This window comes from Bacillus sp. 41-22 (assembly GCF_025809295.1).
GTDB classification, from domain to species: domain Bacteria; phylum Bacillota; class Bacilli; order Bacillales; family Bacillaceae_G; genus Bacillus_A; species Bacillus_A mycoides.
Genome location: NZ_CP084035.1, coordinates 4,493,015 through 4,514,719 on the forward strand (window position 1 = coordinate 4,493,015; position 21,705 = coordinate 4,514,719).

At 37.2% G+C, this 21,705-nt stretch carries 23 protein-coding genes and 1 pseudogene; 3 read left to right on the top strand and 21 right to left on the bottom strand.

Translation table 11 applies throughout. The features are described from left to right. Nucleotides 1-104: 104 nt before the first annotated feature. The 3 genes from LCF45_RS23040 to LCF45_RS23050 all read right to left on the bottom strand — a co-directional run bounded on the left by LCF45_RS23040 (nucleotide 105) and on the right by LCF45_RS23050 (nucleotide 2,073). Nucleotides 105-1,121: a CamS family sex pheromone protein gene (locus tag LCF45_RS23040; RefSeq protein WP_002129446.1), complete on the bottom strand. Its 1,017-nt coding sequence runs from the start codon at nucleotides 1,119-1,121 to the stop codon at nucleotides 105-107. 113 nt (nucleotides 1,122-1,234) lie between these two features. Continuing rightward, the gene (gene ytxJ / locus LCF45_RS23045; RefSeq protein WP_002129447.1) at nucleotides 1,235-1,561 is read right to left on the bottom strand and encodes a bacillithiol system redox-active protein YtxJ; all 327 of its coding nucleotides are present in this window, start codon (nucleotides 1,559-1,561) and stop codon (nucleotides 1,235-1,237) included. A gap of 2 nt (nucleotides 1,562-1,563) precedes the next feature. Further along, on the bottom strand, nucleotides 1,564-2,073 hold the full coding sequence (locus LCF45_RS23050) for a DUF948 domain-containing protein (protein ID WP_050001013.1): 510 nt from the start codon (nucleotides 2,071-2,073) through the stop codon (nucleotides 1,564-1,566). A 187-nt stretch (nucleotides 2,074-2,260) separates the two neighbouring features. Here LCF45_RS23050 and LCF45_RS23055 point away from each other — a divergent pair, with 187 nt between their 5' ends. Next, entirely contained in the window at nucleotides 2,261-3,376 is a 1,116-nt protein-coding gene (locus LCF45_RS23055; RefSeq protein ID WP_002167560.1) for an aminopeptidase, read from the top strand. A gap of 37 nt (nucleotides 3,377-3,413) precedes the next feature. On the opposite strand, the gene LCF45_RS23060 is transcribed toward LCF45_RS23055, so the two are convergent. From LCF45_RS23060 to LCF45_RS23130, 15 genes and pseudogenes are all read right to left on the bottom strand, one after another. Then, entirely contained in the window at nucleotides 3,414-3,848 is a 435-nt protein-coding gene (locus tag LCF45_RS23060; protein ID WP_002129451.1) for a hypothetical protein, read from the bottom strand. A gap of 16 nt (nucleotides 3,849-3,864) precedes the next feature. After that, nucleotides 3,865-4,047 (bottom strand): hypothetical protein, encoded by a 183-nt coding sequence (locus LCF45_RS23065; protein WP_078175974.1) that lies wholly within the window; start codon nucleotides 4,045-4,047, stop codon nucleotides 3,865-3,867. Next, nucleotides 4,044-4,448 (bottom strand): PH domain-containing protein, encoded by a 405-nt coding sequence (locus tag LCF45_RS23070; RefSeq protein WP_002164959.1) that lies wholly within the window; start codon nucleotides 4,446-4,448, stop codon nucleotides 4,044-4,046. The genes LCF45_RS23065 and LCF45_RS23070 overlap by 4 nt, the downstream gene beginning before the upstream one ends. Nucleotides 4,449-4,525: 77 nt before the next feature. Beyond that, a complete protein-coding gene (locus LCF45_RS23075) occupies nucleotides 4,526-5,017 on the bottom strand; it encodes a GNAT family N-acetyltransferase (protein WP_002190912.1) in 492 nt (163 codons plus the stop codon). Beyond that, nucleotides 5,014-5,562, bottom strand: a complete 549-nt coding sequence (locus tag LCF45_RS23080; RefSeq protein ID WP_002034364.1) for a GNAT family N-acetyltransferase — start codon at nucleotides 5,560-5,562, stop codon at nucleotides 5,014-5,016. Before LCF45_RS23080 ends, LCF45_RS23075 begins: the two co-directional genes overlap by 4 nt. A gap of 179 nt (nucleotides 5,563-5,741) precedes the next feature. Then, a complete protein-coding gene (murC, locus tag LCF45_RS23085; RefSeq protein WP_002015598.1) occupies nucleotides 5,742-7,052 on the bottom strand; it encodes a UDP-N-acetylmuramate--L-alanine ligase in 1,311 nt (436 codons plus the stop codon). A gap of 251 nt (nucleotides 7,053-7,303) precedes the next feature. Then, a complete protein-coding gene (locus LCF45_RS23090) occupies nucleotides 7,304-8,422 on the bottom strand; it encodes a nicotinate phosphoribosyltransferase (RefSeq protein WP_002015597.1) in 1,119 nt (372 codons plus the stop codon). Nucleotides 8,423-8,483: 61 nt separating this feature from the next. Next, nucleotides 8,484-12,700: pseudogene (locus tag LCF45_RS23095) on the bottom strand (DNA translocase FtsK). Nucleotides 12,701-12,856: 156 nt separating this feature from the next. Next, nucleotides 12,857-13,813: an N-acetylmuramoyl-L-alanine amidase gene (locus tag LCF45_RS23100; RefSeq protein ID WP_002015615.1), complete on the bottom strand. Its 957-nt coding sequence runs from the start codon at nucleotides 13,811-13,813 to the stop codon at nucleotides 12,857-12,859. A gap of 40 nt (nucleotides 13,814-13,853) precedes the next feature. After that, a complete protein-coding gene (locus LCF45_RS23105; RefSeq protein WP_002015616.1) occupies nucleotides 13,854-14,198 on the bottom strand; it encodes a hypothetical protein in 345 nt (114 codons plus the stop codon). A 144-nt stretch (nucleotides 14,199-14,342) separates the two neighbouring features. Then, nucleotides 14,343-14,957, bottom strand: coding sequence for a YtpR family tRNA-binding protein (ytpR, locus tag LCF45_RS23110; protein ID WP_002089041.1), 615 nt, complete (start codon nucleotides 14,955-14,957; stop codon nucleotides 14,343-14,345). Further along, the gene (locus tag LCF45_RS23115) at nucleotides 14,954-15,766 is read right to left on the bottom strand and encodes a DUF1444 domain-containing protein (RefSeq protein ID WP_002129459.1); all 813 of its coding nucleotides are present in this window, start codon (nucleotides 15,764-15,766) and stop codon (nucleotides 14,954-14,956) included. The genes ytpR and LCF45_RS23115 overlap by 4 nt, the downstream gene beginning before the upstream one ends. 79 nt (nucleotides 15,767-15,845) lie before the next feature. Further along, nucleotides 15,846-16,160 (bottom strand): thioredoxin family protein, encoded by a 315-nt coding sequence (locus tag LCF45_RS23120; RefSeq protein ID WP_002015619.1) that lies wholly within the window; start codon nucleotides 16,158-16,160, stop codon nucleotides 15,846-15,848. Between the two features lie 83 nt (nucleotides 16,161-16,243). Beyond that, nucleotides 16,244-16,753: a DUF84 family protein gene (locus LCF45_RS23125; protein WP_002089045.1), complete on the bottom strand. Its 510-nt coding sequence runs from the start codon at nucleotides 16,751-16,753 to the stop codon at nucleotides 16,244-16,246. 289 nt (nucleotides 16,754-17,042) lie between these two features. Continuing rightward, nucleotides 17,043-18,116 carry a M42 family metallopeptidase gene (locus LCF45_RS23130; RefSeq protein WP_002089046.1) on the bottom strand — a complete coding sequence of 358 codons (1,074 nt, stop codon included), beginning with the start codon at nucleotides 18,114-18,116 and terminating at the stop codon, nucleotides 17,043-17,045. A 148-nt stretch (nucleotides 18,117-18,264) separates the two neighbouring features. On the opposite strand from LCF45_RS23130, the gene LCF45_RS23135 reads away from it, so the two are divergent. Further along, nucleotides 18,265-18,576 (top strand): PepSY domain-containing protein, encoded by a 312-nt coding sequence (locus LCF45_RS23135; protein WP_002015622.1) that lies wholly within the window; start codon nucleotides 18,265-18,267, stop codon nucleotides 18,574-18,576. A 127-nt stretch (nucleotides 18,577-18,703) separates the two neighbouring features. Here the strand turns inward: LCF45_RS23135 and LCF45_RS23140 are convergent, their stop codons facing one another. Both LCF45_RS23140 and trmB read right to left on the bottom strand, forming a co-directional pair. After that, nucleotides 18,704-19,558: a YtnP family quorum-quenching lactonase gene (locus LCF45_RS23140; protein ID WP_412838325.1), complete on the bottom strand. Its 855-nt coding sequence runs from the start codon at nucleotides 19,556-19,558 to the stop codon at nucleotides 18,704-18,706. A 70-nt stretch (nucleotides 19,559-19,628) separates the two neighbouring features. After that, nucleotides 19,629-20,282, bottom strand: coding sequence for a tRNA (guanosine(46)-N7)-methyltransferase TrmB (gene trmB, locus LCF45_RS23145; protein ID WP_002015624.1), 654 nt, complete (start codon nucleotides 20,280-20,282; stop codon nucleotides 19,629-19,631). Nucleotides 20,283-20,514: 232 nt separating this feature from the next. On the opposite strand from trmB, the gene LCF45_RS23150 reads away from it, so the two are divergent. Then, nucleotides 20,515-20,793, top strand: a complete 279-nt coding sequence (locus LCF45_RS23150) for a YtzH-like family protein (RefSeq protein ID WP_002015625.1) — start codon at nucleotides 20,515-20,517, stop codon at nucleotides 20,791-20,793. Nucleotides 20,794-20,796: 3 nt separating this feature from the next. On the opposite strand, the gene LCF45_RS23155 is transcribed toward LCF45_RS23150, so the two are convergent. Continuing rightward, nucleotides 20,797-21,594, bottom strand: coding sequence for a phosphotransferase family protein (locus LCF45_RS23155; protein WP_002034382.1), 798 nt, complete (start codon nucleotides 21,592-21,594; stop codon nucleotides 20,797-20,799). Between the last annotated feature and the right edge of the window lie 111 nt (nucleotides 21,595-21,705).

Consider the following 21,705-nt stretch of genomic DNA (forward strand, 5'->3'; position numbering starts at 1 on the left):
AGGCAATGACCTCCTTTCTTCTTTCAACATCTTTAGGAAATTCGAAATGTTTTTCTCGAAGTATTCACTTTTTCAGTAGCCTCAGCTTAAAAACTGTCTTTTCATTATAAGAAAGAAACAAACGGTTTATCGCTGTTCTTCTCTTTTATAATAACAGCCTCGATTTTATTCTCGGACTTTATTTGTAATTGAACTTTAGCATCTTTAGGAAATTGTTCTAACATACTTTGAGCAGCCGTTTGAGAGAGTGCCATTAATTCTGACTTACCGTTATATTTAACGACAATATCCATCTTTAATTTATCCATCTTATTTTGCTTATAAGAAATCTTAGCATTAACAGGGATATAATCTCCTGGAGAAAATGCCTTCATTGCTTTAGAAAAATCCTTTAGCTTATCATTATCTTCTCCATGTGCCCCCTCAAATTCTTGAGAAGGATACGAATACGACTTTTCATCAATAGTATCCCAATTTCCAAGATTAGTCTCGTTCTTTTGAACAGTAGCGCTTGAAATATAAGTACCATTCTTTAAAGAACTTGTACTTTCTTGCTTAAATATAGCAAACGTAATTGGAGATTTGTTATATTTATCATTTTTATTAATAGCTTCTATAAGCCCCTTAGCGACTTCAGTACCTTTAGAAATAGCTTCCTCATTAGATACACTTGAAGACATAGATAAACCAATAACAACGCCAGATAAGCTTAGTTCATTTGAATTTTGTTTGCCGAAGTAGTCCTGTTCTATAATATTAGTCAAAACTGGTACTTCTTGTTTCGTAACTAATTCATCAATTGTTTTCTCTGGAATATATTGATTTAATTGTAATACGTAATTTTCTGTATCGAATTGTTTTGAAGCAATATCCATTAAACCATTTTCATATTCTGCTAAATCTAGTTTAGAATTAGTTTTAACATTAACTGTATTAATTACCTTTTGTTCTTTTAAAGGAATAACAGTTCTATAGTAATCCTTAGAAACAGCAGTTCTTGGAATCATACTTTTTTCTTTCGTATCTTTCTGTACAACTTCATCCTTCTTCTCAATAGTATTATTGCTGCAAGCCCCCAGTAATAAACTTAAGCTTGCGATGCATAATGCCATTTTCTTCATTGCTTAAAACCCACTTTCAAAAGTCAATTTACTTAGTTTTAAAGTATCTCTAGTGTACCACTAAATATATTGCAACAAAATAAAAAAGAAGCAAGCCCTTCGCTTGCCTCTCCCTATTTTACATTCTCTTCTAAAGCTTCTTTTTTAATATTCCAGTGCGATGTATGCCATACTACCATTCCATCTTTTATGTATAACACTTGCGGAGATTCATGCTTAATGCTGTACTGCTCTGCAACATGGTTCGAAACATCTCTCGCCTCTTGTACGTATAAGCAATATGCTGGCACTTCTCTTTCTTCACCGCAATACGCTTGAAACTCAGTATATGCACCGTGACTAATTGGGCATGTCGTACTATGCTTAAAAAGAACGTAAGGCTCGTTCTTTTCTACTAACGCTTCAAGTTCTTCAATCGTTTCAATCTTCATCATACTCATCGTTACTCACCTCTCATGCGAAGTCTAGAGCGCTTCTCTCTCTTTTCAGCCTTCTGCTCAGCTCTCTCAAGTTTACGCTCTTCTTTTTCAACCTTTTTCTCTTGTCTCGTAGTACGGTAATGGTTGTATACTTCAATTGCTGCACTGCTCCACTGTACAACTTGTGCCACTTTATCTGCATTATTTTCAATTTCGTCCGTAACAGACTCTGAAACGTTGCGAAGCTTCGTATTTAAAGAGTGGATCGTCGTTCCGATTCCATCCACACCTTCTACTACTTTATTTAGCGACTGTGACTTCTGTTGAATATCATCAGCTAACGCATTTGTCTTATGTAATAATTGCTCCGTCTCTACGCTTATTCCTTGCATTTGCTTTTCTAAACCTTCTAACGTGCTCGCAACGTTTTCTAACGTCTTCTGAACCGATAACAACGTTCTGCATACATACACTACTAATACTGCGAAAGCAACCGCGATAATAGCCGCACTTACATATAGAAGAACTTGCATTTCATCACTTCCTTTATCTTTTTCATACTTTCTCCCATTATACAATCATTTTCCGTTTCATTCTAATCCCTATCTTATCATTAGAATTTTCATACTTATTCGTTAACTGTAACATAAATGATTCAACAAATTCCACTAAGTAGGTTACAATAGGAGAGGATACATAATTAGTAGGGAGGCTTTACATATGAAAGATCCACGCATTGAAAAGTTAGCATACAATTTAATTAACTACTCTATTCGTTTACAAAAAGGCGAAAAAGTATTAATTGAAAACTTTGGCTTACAAAAAGAACTTGTAACTGCACTTGTAAAAGAAGCATATGCAGCTGGTGGTTTCCCATTCGTTTCTTTAAAAGATCATCAAGTAGATCGCTCTTTATTAATGGGTGCTACTGAAGAACACTTCGAACAAATCGCTGCATATGAAGCGAGCGTAATGAAAGATATGGACGCTTATATCGGCCTTCGCTCTGGTGATAACATTAACGAACAAGCTGACGTTCCAAGTGAACGTATGAAAGTTCACGGCCAAACAGTTGGCAAAAAAGTTCATAGAGACATCCGTGTTCCGAAAACACGCTGGGTTGTTCTTCGCTACCCAAATGCTTCTATGGCGCAGCTTGCTAAAATGAGCACAGAAGCTTTCGAAGACTTCTACTTCGAAGTTTGTAACTTAGACTACGGTAAAATGGATAAGGCGATGGATAGCCTTGTTACATTAATGAATAAAACAGATAAGGTTCGCTTAACTGGCCCTGGAACTGACTTAACATTCTCTATTAAAGACATTCCAGCTATTAAATGCTCGGGTCATTTAAACATTCCAGATGGTGAAGTATACTCTGCACCAGTTCGCGATTCTGTTAACGGTACAGTTTCATACAATACACCATCTCCTTACAACGGTTATACATTTGAAAATGTACAACTTAAATTTGAGAACGGTCAAATCGTTGAAGCAACTGCAAATGATACAGAGCGCATTAACAAAATCTTCGATACAGACGAAGGCGCGCGTTTCGTTGGTGAGTTCGCAATCGGCGTAAACCCATACATCTTACATCCAATGGGAGACATCCTATTCGATGAAAAAATCGATGGCAGCTTCCACTTCACACCTGGACAAGCTTATGATGATGCATGGAACGGCAACAACTCTAACATTCACTGGGATTTAGTATGCATTCAGCGCCCTGAATACGGCGGCGGTGAAATTTACTTCGACGACGTATTAATCCGTAAAGACGGACGCTTCGTTGTAACTGAACTAGAAGCTTTAAACCCAGAGAACTTAAAATAATGAAAAACGCTCGGAATTTTCTCCGAGCGTCTTTTTATTAATATTGTAATAAATCTTTCGCCACATCTTCTGGTACTTTAAAACTCATTTTCTTATTTTTCATTTCAACTTCGACATAAGGGACATCTTTATATACTGTCATAGTACCAATTTCATGTAACTCTTTTTTATCTTTACCCGAATCCAATAATTTCGGTGTATCCTCTTGATACATTTTAAACGTTTTCCCTTGCGGAGTATCTAAAGGAGCCGATTCCATTTCCCACTCATCCATTTTGATTGATTCAAACAACTTTGTGATTTCTTTCTTATCGGTAATTGTTTTTTTATCACTCGAATCAATAAGCGATTCAATTTCAATTTTTTGTGCCTTTTCTAAACTAACATCAGACTTCTCTTTCTTCGCACTACATCCTATTAAAAGAATGGATGCAGTTAGCAGAAACAAAAACAACATATAGATCTTTTTCATTTCTAATCCCCCTACTTTATATGGAGCTATTTTTCTCGCTTTTTGTTTGCTGAAAATGAAAATAAAATAAAAGTGTCACTGCGATAGTACCTATTAATATTGGGACATATAAGGGCAGATCCCATTTCATATATACTCTAGTGCAACCAACAAGCACAAACAAAATTTCCAAACAAAACAAAAGTTTTACATATTTCATTTCTTACCTACCATTTCTATTTTCACATATGGATTTTCTTTCGCGATAAGCGCCAAAAATTCATCCGGATCTTGCGGCATCGCAATCATATGTACTTTATATGCATTCGTTGTAATCTCAAATGATTTTCCAACTTGACGAATAACTCTTATATCTTTTAATACAACGTCGTCATTTAAAATTCCGTATTTTAAAATACCATTTTCTACTTTATGTTTTTTAATGAACATTTCCCAAACGAGAGGGACATTTACAATAAAACATAATCCCATCCCAATTAGAGCTGAAGCCCAATCCCCTTTTCTTGTAAAGAACATAACTATTGGATATATCACCATAAAAGCTAACGTTATACTAACGAAAATTATTCCTAACTTACTTCTCTGAATTGGAAAGTTCATACCCACACCCACTAATCCAAATTATACCATCATTTCCATTTTAGTTCATAAAAAAAGATCATTTATGAATGACCTTTTTAAACAGTATACCTATAAAATTTCTTATCTACCTCTAGCACTGGAAAACTTTTTGGCAACTCTTCTATACTCACGCTTTGAAAACCATTCTTTTCGTAGAAACGGTGTGCTGCTAGAAATTTAACTGTTGTTCCTAAATAAATGTCTTCCAAGTTCTTTTCTTTCGCCCAAGAAATTGCCGTTTGAAGTAGCGTATGTGATGCGCCCCATTCTTTTCCGCGGAACTCTTTCTTCACGAACATTTTTCTTAGCGCTACTTGATGCTTCCCAATATCTAATAAAGCTATCGTTCCAACTACTTTCCCATCATAAGTTGCTACCCAAAAATTTCCGTTGTCCCTTTGATAGAACGTTTCTATTTCTAGTAAGTCCGGCTGCTCTTCTTTCGTAATAGGGACATTGTACTCTTTTTGCTGAATATGAACGATAAGATCTACTACTTCATCTTGAAACATACTTTCATACGGAATAATACAAATCTTCTCGTTCATCGAATCTTCTTCCATTCTGAAGCTAGTAAACTATACACAGCGATATCTTGGAAATGATCATATATCCATTCTTCATCTCTTAAAATACCATCTAATTTAAAACCTAAACGTTCTGGAATCGCACGGCTTTTCGCATTTTCAACACCGCAACGAATTTCAATTTTATTCAGCTTTAAATTATCAAATGCATAATGAAGCACAGTCTTCACACTTCGCGTCATAATACCTTTCGCGCCAGCATCTTCTGCAAGATAATATCCAAGACTCGTAGCTTTCTTACCCCAGCTCACCGGATGAATACCTACCATCCCAACGAGCTTTCCTTTATAGCGTATACCAGCCTCAAACCCATCTCCCTCTGCAAATTTCTTTAACCACATCGGAAAAATCTCATTATACGCATCAGCTGATTTCGTCCCATCTACCCACGGAAGCCATCTTCTTAAATGATTACGATTTTGATCTATTAATTCATATAGTCCCTCTTTATGATGTTTTTCTAATAGTTGTAATTCGATTTCGTCATCTACTCGGAGTGTGAACATGTTTTTTTAGCCCCTTTTTTCTTATTATTCTAACATTTTAAACTAAAGAAATGCACCATAATATATCAACAATTTTTGAAATATATCGAACACAACTCCCAATATATCAACGTTTCGACAACGCTGTACACCCACGACAGCACAAAAAAGACGCACAGCCAAGCTATGCGTCTTTTCTATTACTTCTCTGCAACTTGAACTTCTTTTACGTAAGCTGCTTCGAATTTTTGGATGTCACCTGCGCCCATGAAAATAAGAACGCCGTTTTTATGTTTCTTTAACACATCCGTTGTTGTATCTGTAATTAGTTCTGCGCCATCGATACGTTTTTGCAGATCTTCAATTGTTAATTCACCTTTGTTTTCACGTGCTGATCCGAAAATATCACATAAGTATACTTGGTCAGCTTTACTTAAGCTTTCCGCGAACTCATCTAAAAATTTCTCTGTACGTGAGAATGTATGTGGTTGGAATACAGCGACAACTTCACGCTCTGGATGTTTTTGACGAGCTGCTTCAATCGTTGCATTAATTTCTGTCGGATGGTGTGCATAGTCATCAATGATAACTTGTTCTCCCATTGGCTTTTCATTAAAGCGACGTTTTACGCCTTCAAAAGTTGTTAGCTGATGCTTAACTGCTTCTACATCAACGTTTTCATAATGGCAAAGCGCGATTACTGCTAATGCATTTAATACGCTGTGATCGCCGTATCCTGTAATTTTGAACGTGTCATAATACGTATTACGAACGAATACATCGAATATAGTACCATCAGTTCTCTTTTGAATGTTACGTGCTTGGAAATCATTATCTTCTCCAAATCCATAGAAAATAACAGGTACTTTCGCTTGAACTTTTTGAAGTTCTTCATCATCACCACATGCAATAATACCTTTTTTCACTTGCAATGCCATCTCTTGGAATGCATTAAATACATCATTGATGTCTGCAAAGTAATCTGGGTGATCGAAATCGATATTTGTCATGATTGCATAGTCTGGATAGTAAGACAAGAAATGACGACGATACTCACAAGCTTCAAATACAAAATACTTACTATTTTCTACCCCATGCCCCGTTCCATCTCCAATAAGGTATGATGTTGGGTGTGCACCTTGCATTACATGGGCTAACAAACCAGTTGTTGATGTTTTTCCATGTGCACCAGTTACAGCAACACTTGTGTACTGATTCATAAGATCACCTAAGAAGTGATGGTAACGATGTACTGGGATATTTAATTCTTTTGCTGCTACGATTTCTTCATGCGTATCAGGAAATGCATTTCCTGCGATAATCACTTGTCCTTCTTTAATATTATTCTTATCAAAAGGAAGGATGGAAATACCACGCTTTTCCAATGCTGTTTGTGTAAAGAAACGCTTTTCATAATCAGACCCTTGAACAGTATGCTTCATGTCATGAAGAATTTGTGCTAATGAACTCATTCCTGTTCCTTTAATTCCTACAAAATGGTAAACTGTCATCTTAAAGAACCTCCAACATTTCGAACTAATACAACGGCCTATCTATAAGACAGTATATGAATCTTTTCTTATTTTGGTAATCATCATACATTTCTGATGCAGTGAATTTCTTTTTATATTCACTTATCAGTGATAAACTCGTACGTACTTCTTTTATGTCCATAACACATTTATTATAGCAAAAAACAAGCCGCTATACTATGATAACAGAAAAACTGATAGGGTCAATCACCTATCAGTTTTTCTCGCTTTTACATATCTTCTTTTGTTTCTAATTGAACACGCTCTAGACGTGAATTTGGACGGTATTTACGACCAGCTTTTGCTTCTGGTTTTCCATTTAATTCTACGTTATCACCAGTAAAACCAATATTCATTTTTAATAAGCTACTTCCTACTCCGTATATATCGACAGGAACATTTTGAGCTTCAAATTCACGAATACGCTTCTCATCAAACCCACCAGTTACAACGATATCTACATGTTGGAACCCTTCCTCATCAAGAGCCTTACGAAGTGCAAATACAAGTGATGGATTTACACCACGTGGATCGAATGTTCCAAGTACTTCTGGGTGACGAATGAAGTATTGATCAATCATTGTGCGAGACGTATCGACACGTACACCTTTTAATGTTGATCCAAATTCACGCGCTACGCGAAGTGCATCTGTAATGACATCATTGTTATAATCAATTAGTACGACTAATTCATCTTCTGGGAATTTTTTATGATATGCCTTTGCAGCTTCAACAACATCACCATTAAACATTTGAATTAAAGCGTGAGGCATCGTCCCCATACCACTTCTGCCCCACCATTCATTCATTGCATGCGTCGCTTGCGCGCTCATACCTCCGATGTATGCCGCATAGCCGTCACCAGCTTGTTGCGTATAATGATCGTCACGATCTCCCATGAAAATAACCGGTTTTTCTTTATCTACACTACGTGCAGCTTGGACAACGTTATATACGTTTGTCGCAACTGATGTACGACGAGCTAAAATCCCATCAATTACACCTTCTAAAAAGCCGAAGTATTCATAAGGACCATGAATTGTTAAAACTGTTTCAAACGGACTAATATTATCGCCATCCTTTAAAGAATGAATTTCTAATTCCTCAGGATTTTTGGCAAATGTTTGTAGCAATGCGATTACCTCATCTGCTCCGCAAAGAACTGCATGTTCTTTTTGAAAAAACTGCATTGTTACAACGCTTTTCGGGCGAAATTCTTCAATGATTTCTCTAGTTTTTAAAAAGTAAACGGCAGAGAACCAGCCTTCTCCAACACGTTCATCAAATTTAAATGTTTTATTTGTTAGTCGATTTATTTCACCTTTTAATTTTAATTCAATTTCTTTCATGTCGCTTTACTCCCTACTTTACTATCCAACATTTTCTATTAGTATACAGCAAAACCGTTTCCTATACATTTGTTTCCTGCATAGCAGCGAATTCATCCTCAGAAATAAGGACATCTCTCGGTTTCGTTCCTCTTCCTTCAGAAATAATCCCTTGCGACTCCATCTCTTCAATTAGACGTGCCGCGCGATTATAACCTATGCGGAATTTTCTCTGTACAGAAGATGTGGACGCTCCCCCTTGCTCTACAACAAATTGACATGCATCAAAAAATAGTTCATCTTCAGACTCACTCTGCTCTGATTTTGCTAATAAATCCTCTTGCTTAAATAAGTAGTTTGGCTTCATTTGCTTTTTCACATGATCAACTGTTCTTTCAATCTCATCATCTGATACGTATACACCTTGTACACGAACTGGTTTAGATGTGCCGTTTCCTAAAAATAGCATATCACCACGACCAAGTAACTTCTCCGCGCCCCCAATATCGATGATCGTACGCGAATCAACTTGAGATGATACTGTAAACGCAATACGCGTTGGAATGTTTGATTTAATTAAACCTGTAATAACGTCTACAGATGGACGCTGCGTCGCAACTAATAAGTGAATACCACAAGCACGCGCTTTTTGTGCAATACGACAAATCGCTTCCTCCACATCACCAGGAGCAACCATCATTAAGTCCGCTAACTCGTCAATGACAATTACAATATAAGGTAATGTCTCACCTGGGATTTCTCTACCACTTACAATCGTATTGTAACGAGTTAAATCACGAGCACCAGCATGAGCAAACAATTCATAACGACGTTCCATCTCTTCAACCGCCCACTTTAACGCAGCTGTAGCTGCTTTTACGTCAGTAATAACAGGTGCTACAAGATGTGGAACAGAATTGTATGGTGCAAGCTCAACCATCTTCGGATCAATTAGTATCAACTTCACTTCATGCGGCTTCGCTTTATATAAAATGCTCGTTAAAATCGCGTTAATGCACACACTTTTCCCTGAACCAGTTGCACCCGCAATAAGTCCATGTGGCATTTTTCGAATATCCGTTACAATTGGATCACCGGAAATATCAAGCCCCAGCGCAACTGTAAGCGGTGATTCACTCTTTGTAAATACAGGACTTCTTAAAATTTCACGCAGGAATACTGGCTTACTTTCCTTGTTTGGAACTTCAATTCCAATTGCACTCTTCCCTGGAATTGGCGCTTCAATTCGAATATCTTTCGCAGCTAAACTTAACTTAATATCATCACTTAAATTTGTAATTTTATTTACTTTCACACCTGGGTCTGGTTGTACTTCAAAACGAGTTACCGCCGGCCCTTGTGACACATTAATAACATGTGCTCCAACATGGAAATTATTAAATGTCGTATTTAATAATTCTTCCTGTTCTTCTAGCCACTCCGTATTATCTAATGCTGCCTGCTGTGGAATTGACAACAACGTTAATGGCGGAAGTTCATACTTCGGTGGCGCTTGTAGTACGTTGCGCATATCATTCTCTTTTTGATTTACAACATATGCTTTCTCTTGTACTTCCGTACTTGAAATTGACTCTTGTACTTGTCCAGCCACCACTACTTGTTGCATCGGTTTTTCTTCCACTTGCGGTTCCACTACCACTTGCTGCATCGGTTTTTCTTCCACTTGAGCTTCTACTACCACTTGCTGCATTGGTTTTTCTTCCACTTGGGCTTCTACTACCACTTGCGGGTCTACTACCACTTGCTGCACTGGTTTTTCTTCCACTTGCGGGTCTACTACCACTTGCTGCACTGGTTTTTCTTCCACTTGCAGGTCTACTACCACTTGCTGCATTGGCTTTTCTTCTGCTTGTGGTTCTACTACCACTTGCTGCACTGGCTTTTCTTCCACTCGCTCACTGACAGTTGATTGCATTACGTTCGTTCTTGCCGCATGTCTTTCCATTAATTTCTTTCTATCCTGCTTTAACATGACAACATTAAATGGGACATGACGTTTTTTCTCACGTTTCGGTTCTTCTATTTGTAAAGCAGGCTGTTCTTCAGCAACTTGCTTCTTTTCTTCCGCTTCTTCAATTAAAACGTTCGCAAAGTTTTGAACATCTTTCTTTGTTTGCTCATCCGTTTCTGAAACTGGTACGAATACTTCACTTTCTTCCTTGAACGTAATTGTTTCTTGTTGAGAAATCACTGGTTGCTCTGCAACTGGTGTATTTTCCACTAAATCTGTATTCATCGTTTCTTCAATTACTGTTTCTTGAGAAATTGGTTCTTCTTCCTTAGTACCCTCTAACTCCGCAACTTCTTCTGTCGCTTCCTCAGATTTCTCTAATTCCACAACTTCTTCTGCTTCTTTAGATTCCTCTAATTCCACAACTTCTTCTGTCGCTTCCTTAGTTTCTTCTAATTCCACTACTTCTTCTGTCGCTTCCTTAGCTTCTTCTAATTCCACAACTTCTTCTGTCGCTTCCTCAGATTTCTCTAATTCTGCAACTTCTTCTGTCGCTTCCTTAGTTTCTTCTAATTCCACTACTTCTTCTGTCGCTTCCTTAGCTTCTTCTAATTCCACAACTTCTTCTGTCGCTTCCTCAGATTTCTCTAATTCCACAACTTCTTCTGCTTCTTTAGATTCCTCTAATTCCACAACTTCTTCTGTCGCTTCCTTAGCTTCTTCTAATTCCACAACTTCTTCTGTCGCTTCCTCAGGTTTCTCTAATCCCACAACTTCTTCTGCTGCTTCCTCAGATTTCTCTAATTCCACAACTTCTTCTGTCGCTTCCTTCTTCAGTTTCTCTAATTCCACAACTTCTTCTTTCTAGATTTCTCTAATTCCACAACTTCTTCTGCTGCTTCCTCAGATTTCTCTAATTCCACAACTTCTTCTGCTGCTTCCTCAGATTTCTCTAATTCCACAACTTCTTCTGCTGCTTCCTCAGGTTTCTCTAATTCCACAACTTCTTCTGCTTCCTCAGATTTCTCTAATTCCACAACTTCTTCTGTCGCTTCCTCAGATTTCTCTAATTCCACAACTTCTTCTGCTGCTTCCTCAGGTTTCTCTAATTCCACAACTTCTTCTGTCGCTTCCTCAGATTTCTCTAATTCCACAACTTCTTCTGCTGCTTCCTCAGGTTTCTCTAATTCCACAACTTCTTCTGTCGCTTCCTCAGATTTCTCTAATTCCACAACTTCTTCTGCTTCCTTAGCTTCTTCTTCAAAAGCATCTGGTATTTCTATAGTAATTGTTTCTTCAAGCTTTTCATCTGCTTTTACAATCACTACATCTTCTAAGGTTTCTTCTTCGACTTGATTTGCTGCAACTTCAGCAACAGTTTCTTCTATTTCTGTATTACATTCATTTTCTTCTGTTAATATCGAATACACATGCTCTACTTTAGAATCTATTGACTCTTCTTGTAAAGTTTCTTCGTTATCTTCTGTAGATGATAACGCCACTACATCTTGCTCCTGCTTCAAGGCTTGTACAATTGTAGCCTCTTTTTCCACATGCTGTCCTACTGTTTTATGAAGCAAATCATCACTTAGGCTTTCTTCTAATGAAGGGGCTTGACGTTCAACTTCGTAACCGTTTTTCTCTAACCATGTATCCACAACCGATTTTTCTTCTACTTTATTACTTCGTTCGTTCACTCCGTTCTTAACAGATGAACTTCCTTGTAGAACTCCCGAAAAGTCAGATAATGTATATCCCTTTTTCTCTAACCATGCGTCAACAACAGCTTTTCCTTCAACAGATATTTCAAGATCTTCTCTTACCTTTTCTTCCTCCTGCACAACCTTCGTTTCTACTGAAGGACGGTTATATCCATAAATCGGAGAAATCATTTCTGTTGGACGAAATGGTCTACGGTTACTTTCTTGCGACGGTACGAATGCTTTTTTTACGACAGGCTCTGGTTCCGGTTCATATTGCAATTCCGGTTCCTCATATGTAGGTGCTTCTGTTTCCACATACGGTCGTCTGCTTCTTTCCACTTTTATTCCTCTTTGAGTAGGCTGTTCTTCATATGCTCCTCTTTGAATAGGTTGTTCTTCAAAGTTAGGCAGTTCTCTTACATCCTCCTCATCGAAGCCATTATCTGGTATTAATGGAAAACGACATTTCCCTGCATTCCGACTTGCCATTTGTGCTTCTCTTGCTTCAGTGTAGTGGTTTACACGAGGAATTTTCGGCTGACTTTCAATTTGTGCCGGTACTTCTTTATTCATCACTGTTTTTTCTTCCTCTTTGTTAAACAGCTTTTTCATCCAATCTAACATGTTTACCACTCTTTCTACTAAATAGTAACATCCTTTATTGTATCAGCATTCGGCAAAAAGTGCAGGTAAAATTAAGCATATTAGTTTTATCCATAATATTCTAATTCACGATTGTTTTTCATATAGAAAAACGAGGTCTTACATGTAAGACCTCGTTTAATCTTTACCCTTCCGATATTCATCCACACTATCCGTTACACTTTGCAATAAGGAATTTACATACTGTGGGTCAGATAATTTTTTGTCTTCTTCAGGGTTTGACATAAATCCAAGTTCTAATAGTACTCCTGGAACTTTTGACCAATTAAATCCAGAAAGATCATCCCGAAATTTAATTCCATTTACTTTCACTTGATGATTCTCTCTCATTTTATTTACTATCGTTTGAGAGATTTGAAGACTTTCAGCATAAATCTCTTTCGTATACGGACTTCCTTCTGCCGGTGTCAATACAGCAAATCCACTTTGATTTGGATTTTCAGAACCATCTGCGTGAAGGCGCAAAAATAAATTCGCTTTATGATCATTCGCGAATGTTGCTCGTTCCTTATTACTTATATCAACCTCATGTGACGTTCTCGTCATCAATACTTGTATACCTTTTGCTTCCAGTTTTTCTTTCAATATAAAAGCCATCTCTAATACAAGAACTGATTCCCTCTTTTTCGTTACAACCCCCGCTGTTCCGTCTGTTACTTTATATTTTTGCGTAGTTGCTCCTGGACCAATTGCCTCTAAATTTAAATTCGCTTTTTGTTGATGCCCTGGATCAATAACGACGAGAAACTTTTCTTGTTTTTCATTACTCTCTACTTTTTGTTCATTATTTTGTACTGGTTGCTCAGTTGGCTGCAGCGGCGTAGTTTCCTCTTTCTTTTCCTCGGCCGGCACTTCCTCCTGCTTATGTTCCACTTGCTCATTCGTTTGAATTGCTTGCGGTTGTTCTTTCTTTTCTTGTTCTTCTTGCTGCTTTTCTACCGGTGCGTCTTCCTTATTATCTTTGTTTTTTTCTTGTATAGAAGATGTTGTTTCTTTTTTCGGCTCTTCTTGCGAACAACCTCCCATATATATTCCAATGACTGCAATAGCGCTCATTATTTTTATATACTTCATTTTTCTCTCCTATCACTTTGCACCGGTCTCAAAGTTTTTCTTATAATTGTTTTATAATTTCATCCATATTTCCAATATGAACGGGTTGCCACGTTTCTGTACCACGCTCTGCGGTATAGACTAGATAAGCATCATCAGCTACATTTACGAAAACAGGATCCCCCATATCCGTTTCATATCCGATAACAATCCATTCCTCTTTCCATTTTCCACTTTCTTCACTTATTAATGAATTTTTATGTTTATCATATCGATAACCGATTTGTCCTTTTTCTAATTCATTTTCGCTAAACACATATATTTCATAGGAACCTAGTTCGATATCTTGCTGTTTTGAAGTTTCAATTCGTTTCAGAAGTTCTGCAATTTTTGGTTGTTGTTTCATACGTCTACCCCCTTCTTTTTTCTAAATTTTACCTAATCCATTTTTGAAATACAATATAGATTTTGAGAGGAAACGTTACAATCCTAGAAATTTCGTACAAAAAAAATAGCCTCACATATGCGAGACTACTTTTTCTAACATCAATTAAAATTTAAATTCTTGTCCAACTTCAAAGCTATCTTCTAATACAAGAATACCTTTTTCTTCTGGAGCATCTGGAAGCTCTAATTCACGTGCAGAGCAAATCATTCCAGAAGAAGGAACACCGCGAAGTTCAGCTGGTTTAATTAACATACCACTTGGCATTACAGCACCGATTTTTGCAACAACAACTTTTTGTCCTGCATCAACGTTTGGTGCACCACATACGATTTGTAATGTTTCTGTACCGATTTCTACTGTACAAATGTTTAATTTATCAGCATTTGGATGCTTCTCTTTTTCAGCTACATAGCCTACAACAAATTTCGGCGTGAAATCAGCTTCTACTTTTTCTTCAAAGCCATTCTTCGCTAAAATTCCGTTAATTTTTTCAACAAACTCTTTCGTTAATGTAACGTTTCCGTTGTCTGTTACTTCTACATAAGAAGACGCATTAAAGATGTTGAATCCTGCTGTTACGTTGCTTTCACGATCGTATACGCGAGCAACATCTCCTTTGCGGTCAAATGTACGGTTTTCTAAAGTAATATCTTGTAAGGTAACAATTAAAGTGTCACCAATTCCTTCAAGGTTGTAAAAAACGTTCACTTCGTTCATCCTTTCTCTTTTCCATCTGTCTTCTTCCGATTCTTCGCTAAAATAAAGATTGGTTCAAAGTCCCCATCTTCATATACGAATGAAAGTGATGTAATCGGAACATGCCCTTCGGCAAAAAATTTCATTGTCATTTGTGCAATAATATCATAACCGATTTCGTTGACGATATCAGCAATAATTAATACATCTTGGTGAGGAACTGCAACAACCATATCACCAGAGATCTTTTCACGCATCGAGTGTAGTAACGATTCGTTTAAAATACGACTCGCATCGTATCCATCATTTGTGTTTAAAAAGTAGAATGTATTACCTGCTACTGTCTCCTGCTTAAATTCATAGCCTAATGAGCGAGCATTAAATAATGCCATTTCACGTACTTGTTCCTCTGTAAGCTCTAATTTTTGCAATAAGCGCTCATCAATTAATCGATATGTTTTATTAGAATCTAGCGCATAGTAAATACGTGTTTCCGCCGTATGGTCCGTCATAATAAACGGATTTCCTTCTTCTGATTGTTTCGGGAAAGAAGTAGAGCGAATAACAGGTAAAATTTTCGCCGTGCTATTTTCTTCTTTATGCATTGCAATTAGCGCTTCTTGTACGTAATAAGCGACCTCTTCAATTGCTTTTTCTTTGTTCACTTCCCATTTTGCAACTACTCCTGGAAGTGATACATTAATACCTTTTTTCGAGTCTGTTTGTTCAATACGAAGAACTTCTTTCTCGCTATCATAATGAAAGTCCCATTCTGGTCGAGATAATTTCTTCATTAACTCGTCTTTCATCTTTTTACTTGTCATTTTCATCTCTTTTTCCTCCCTTCCAAAAAAATAACCTCCCCCGCGAAGGTAGAGGTTGTTTTTACAATTCAATTGGCTAATTGTCTTATTTTAAACCTTCAATAAACTCTTCGATTTGCTCTTGTGTTTTACGATCTTTATTTACATAGCGTCCAGTTTCTTCACCTTTATTGTACGCTACAAAGCTTGGAATGCCAAATACGTCTACTTTCACGCATAAATCAATAAATTCATCACGATCTACATAGTAAAATGAGAAGTCACTATACTTCTCTTCCACTTCTGGCATAAATGGATCAACGAAACGGCAATCTGGGCACCATTCTGCTGAGAACATGAAGACTACATTCTCTTCATTTTTTAATTCTTGGAATTGTTCCATGCTTTCTAATGATTTCATCTATATTTCCTCCTCTAACGAGTGCACTTTTTCACACTATAATCTTTTCTTTATACTACCATACATCGCGCATGGTGCAAGGTTTATGCTTGCTTTTCATCATACTTATATTGCCCAACAAGTAACTTAACAACGTGTACAAATAATTCCGTTCGGTCGACATAATCATCTGTAAAAATACCGATAGCACCTTCGTGACTACGAATATCTTTTCGCTCTACAAACTCTTCCATCACTTCACTTAGCTCTTTTCCTTCTTCAAGCGGTGCTAAAAAATCGTCTGGTAACTTAATACGCGCCCCGCCCGCAACAAATGTTTTACCTTCAATCGTCGCTAAAGCACCCCAGTTACACATAAATAACCCATGCTCCGTTTTCATAACGCCACCTTCTAGCCCAATGCCGATATGAGCTGCACCTTCCTGCAATGCTCTCTTCGCTCTATTTACTGCTCCTTGCATCGTCTCTTCATCTGAAAAAGGCTGATTTGCTACTCCTGATGGAACAGAAAGAGATGTAATTTCAGCATCTTCCCAAACCTTCTCCACAGCCCCAACCTTCGTCTTATTCTTCGATCCAACTACTACCTTCATTTCATTCACCTCTATATAAATTCATCATTCTATCCTAATACTAGCCTCGAACACCAAATCAGTCTTCATGACTGAGATTTATACCGTAGTGCGCCTGACCGCACACACGCATCTCTGTGTCATCTCTCCCACCTAAAAAAAGAAAAGGTTTTCCAAAAACAGCCTTCCTCTCTCTTCCTATCCAAGGTCTTAATACACCATTCGAGCACCAACTAGGCACTGACCGCTCCCATTCATCGCTGGGTCATCTATTCAACCTAAAAAAAGAAGGGTTTTTCACCCTTCCTCTTTACGCGTTATTCTTAATTGTCTCTAACGTCGTTTTGTCCGTTGCTCTCACAAGCTTCGTAATTAATTCCTTCGCTGCCGCATAATCATCAACATGTAAAATAGAAGCATGTGTATGAATGTAGCGTGCACAAACACCAATTACTGCTGATGGGATACCAGAGTTACTTGTATGCACACGGCCCGCATCTGTACCACCTTGTGAAATAAAGTATTGGTACGGAATGTTATGTGTTTCTGCTGTATCTAAAATGAATTCACGCATTCCTCTATGTGTTACCATTGTACGGTCATAAATACGAAGAAGAGCGCCTTTTCCTAATTGACCGAACTGCGTCTTATCACCAGATGCATCATTTGCTGGACTTGCATCAAGCGCATAGAAAATATCTGGTTGAATCATATTTGCAGCAGTTTGTGCTCCGCGAAGACCTACTTCTTCTTGTACAGTCGCACCAGAGTATAATGTGTTTGGTAATGTTTCATCTTTTAATTCCTTTAGCAATTCGATAGCAAGGCCACATCCATAGCGGTTGTCCCAAGCTTTCGCCATAATTTTCTTTTCATTTGCCATTGGCGTGAATGGGCAGATTGGAACGATTTGTTGCCCTGGCTTTATGCCAATTTCAATCGCATCTTCATAACTATCTGCACCTATATCAATTAACATATTTTTTATATCCATCGGTTTTGCACGTTGCGCATCACTTAATAAATGAGGAGGAATGGAACCAACAACCCCAATAACAGGACCATTCTTCGTCATAACTTGTACACGCTGAGCTAATAGTACTTGGCTCCACCAGCCACCTAACGTTTGAAAACGAAGCATCCCATTTTTCGTAATTTGCGTAACCATGAAACCTACTTCATCCATATGACCTGCTACAAGAACGCGCGGGCCAGTTTCGTCCCCTTTTTTCAGACCAAATACGCTACCTAAACCGTCTTGCACAATCTCATCAGCATATTTGCTTAATTCTTGCTTCATAAAACTGCGCACATCATGTTCAAAACCTGATGCACCTTGTAATTCTGTTAACGTACGAAATAATTGTAATGTCTCTTTATTCACGAAGTCCCCTTCTTTCAAACCTTAGTAGAATACCTCTTTTATTGTAACGAAATTTTCGAAATGTTTCTAGTTTCTTCTTTTTTAGTTGCATTTGCATTATAATTATTATTGGTACACTATTTTTATTTTACAGAATTGAGGTGAATATATGAGCTGGAAAGGTTTAGTCACAGGTCTTGGCGTTGGGTTCGCAGCTGGTTATTTCGTTGCAAACAAAGTACAAGAACAATCCCATATTTCTTCAGAAAAAGCATTGAAAATGGTGAAACAAGCATTAAGTCATAAAGGTGAAATTACTGGCTCTTGGGTACATATGGTTCCAGAGGCATTTGAAAAATATGATGTCGCGTACGAAGTTTATCGCGGCGGTCTTACAACGATGTTAGATGAAATACAAGAACGATTTGAATTTTTAGTTGATGCTAAAACAGGTACTGTTTTAGAGGTTATAGCAGCATAAAAAGAGGTTTCCCATTAGGTGAACCTCTTTTTTTTAGAATTACCAACAAAAGCTGATAATAACAGCAATACATAATAAGTGGAGATTGTTCCAATAAATATTTTTGGACACCTTCCTCTTATTAATATTAAGCTTCTATATTTGTTTGTCTCTCTATTTTCTCCACTATATGCCCTTCCTCATTCCACTTTACTGCACGGTAATATGCATCATGATAAAAAGTAAACCACGCCTCTTTTTCAGCACCATACTTCATCCACTTTTGTTTATGTTCAATCGATGTCATTGGATAGTCATCGTATGCCATTACCCATAATACATTTTGATGTGCATGCGTCGGTAAAATGTCCGCTAAATGAAGCATCGTTTCACCCTGACTTTCAAGGACGACAACGGCATGTCCATCGCTATGACCACCCGTATGCACCATCTTTATTTCATCCGTAATTTCCATTTCTTTCCTGAACGTAACAATCTTATCAACGATTGGCTCCCAATTTTCCTTCCAATATGTATTACGCGATCTAACATTCGGATTTTTCATTTCATTCCATTCAGTCTCACTTACATAAATCGTTGCGTTCGGAAACGCCGGAACAAGGTGATTTTCCTCCCATTTTGTTAAACCAGATGCATGGTCAAAATGAAGATGCGTCATTAAGACGTAATGAATATCTTCAGTATACAGTCCCAATTTTTCCAAAGATTCCTTAACTGATGATTCTTCTGTTACACCTTGATTTCGCTTCATTTTCTCATTCAATTTACCATTCCCTATCCCTGAATCAATAAGTATGTTTCCTTCTTTCGTTTGTAAGAGTAACGGATCTGTTCGTAAATAAATATGATTTGTATCATTATGTTTATATTTTCGTGACCAAAGTATTTTTGGCACAACTCCAAACATCGCGCCTCCATCTAAATGTGTATTCCCACCTTTTAGCCACGTCACTTTTATATTTCCAATTTGTAACTGTTCCATATCCCATCCCCCTTTTTCATTTAATTTTAACATAATATTCCGATTATTTTTCATATAAAAAACCTATGCATTACTGCATAGGCTCCGTACGATATTTTGCTTCAACTCGATAAATACGATGACCTTTACTAGAAAATTTCTCTTCGTATTCTGTCATAATGTTTCCTTCATAATCACTATTATGAAGATCTAGGCTAAGGTAAGTTAATAACATACCATACTCAGCCATACTCATAATAGAATATTCAAATAAACCTTGGTTATCAGTTTTGAAATGAATTTCTCCGCCATCTACTAACACTTCTTCATAATTGCGTAAAAATGTTTTATACGTTAAACGACGCTTCGTATGACGATTCTTCGGCCATGGATCTGAGAAGTTTAAATAAACGCGGTCAATTTCACCTTTCGCAAAGAAAACTGTTAAATCTTCAGCATCTTTATTAATTAACTTTAAGTTCGGTACTTCTTCTTCAATTAATTTATCAAGTGCATCTACAACAACACTTGTGAATTTTTCAATTCCAATATAGTTAATATGCGGATTTGCTTTTGCCATATCATACATGAAGCGGCCACGTCCTGTACCTACTTCAATATGAATTGGCTGTTCATTTCCAAATATTTCTTTCCAGTTACCAGCGCTCTCCTCTGGGTTTCCAATTACGATATGTGAATACTCATTAATTCGATCCATTGCATAAGGCTTATGTCTTAAACGCATAGATGTCTCCCTCTCTTTACAAAACTATTTTAAAGGAAAAATTCCTTCTTTCTGTTTTAATCAATCTATCAAACAAAAAACCAAGTACGTACGAGCACTCGGTCCGTTTCTTTCAAGTATAAGATGTACCATTTTGATAAAAACTACATAAAGCATTAAACATTCCATGACGAAACAGCTTTTTCTCTTACATTTCTAGGGAGAGAAAAACACTCGAAAGGATGATCCGTTCATGCCAATTAATCAACAGCATCAATTAGAAGTGTTAAAAGATATTTTAATCAACCATCAAAGTGATTGCTGCGGGACAGTTTCTGAATGCGAGCAATTAGAGCGACTCATTCAATCGTTACTCGCAAACGATAGTATAAGTAGTGACACTAAAGTAATGCTAAACGATGTATATTCTTATAGTCAATCGGGTAAATCTTCCTCTAATTTGGACAACCATATTTCCAATAATCAAGAACAACTTACTCAGTGGATTGCTGGAATGGACAATTTTTCTTAAGTATTATTCTGAAGCAAGTAGTTGCTGTAAATATTGATGCCAATATTTAGCTTCTGCTTGCTGCTTTTTTGTTGTGTGCCATTGCATAGATAAAATCGTTTGTGCTATCACATACCATCTCATACGCCTAAGCAATGATTCATCTAGTTCAATCTCATAATATCCGAGCCACTCACTCCATTCATGGCGCGGAACATACCAATATAATAACATACCAAGATCTAAAGCTGGGTCAGCAATAACAGCCCCATCCCAATCAATTAAAAACAATTCATCTTCGTCCGACAATATCCAATTGTTATGGTTTACATCACAATGGCATACAACGAATTCATTGTACTCAATATCTTTTAATGACTCCGTTAAATATTGCAGGCCTTGCTGAATTGTTTCATCAACTCTTATATCTCCTCTTAAAACGAGCTGTAATTGTTGTAATAACTCTTGCGCATGAAGCGGCTGCTTTCCTAGCCTTTGAATCATCTGCACAAGCGCTTTAGAGGAGTGTATTTTCTTCAAAAGTTTCGCAACACGTTCTAGTTTCATATCCTCTGGCTCTAACTTCTGTCCCGGAAGCCATTTTTGAGCAGAAATTACATCACCGTTCGTTACCCTTCTTGTCCAAAGTAATTTTGGAACAATTCCTTCTGCTGACAATACCGCTAAAAAGGGCGATGTATTCCGCTTTAAAAATAACTTTTGTTGTCCGTTTTGCGCAATATATGCATCGCCCGTTACTCCACCAGCCGGTATAAGACTCCACTCTTTTCCTAATAATTGTTCCAACCATTCCATATTCATTACCCGTTAACAAATCCTTATCTTTTATAGTTATGAAAAGAAAAACCGCAACATTTCTACGCATGTTGTGGATTCATATATTTTACTGTATTTGAATGAAAAAACTTGGCA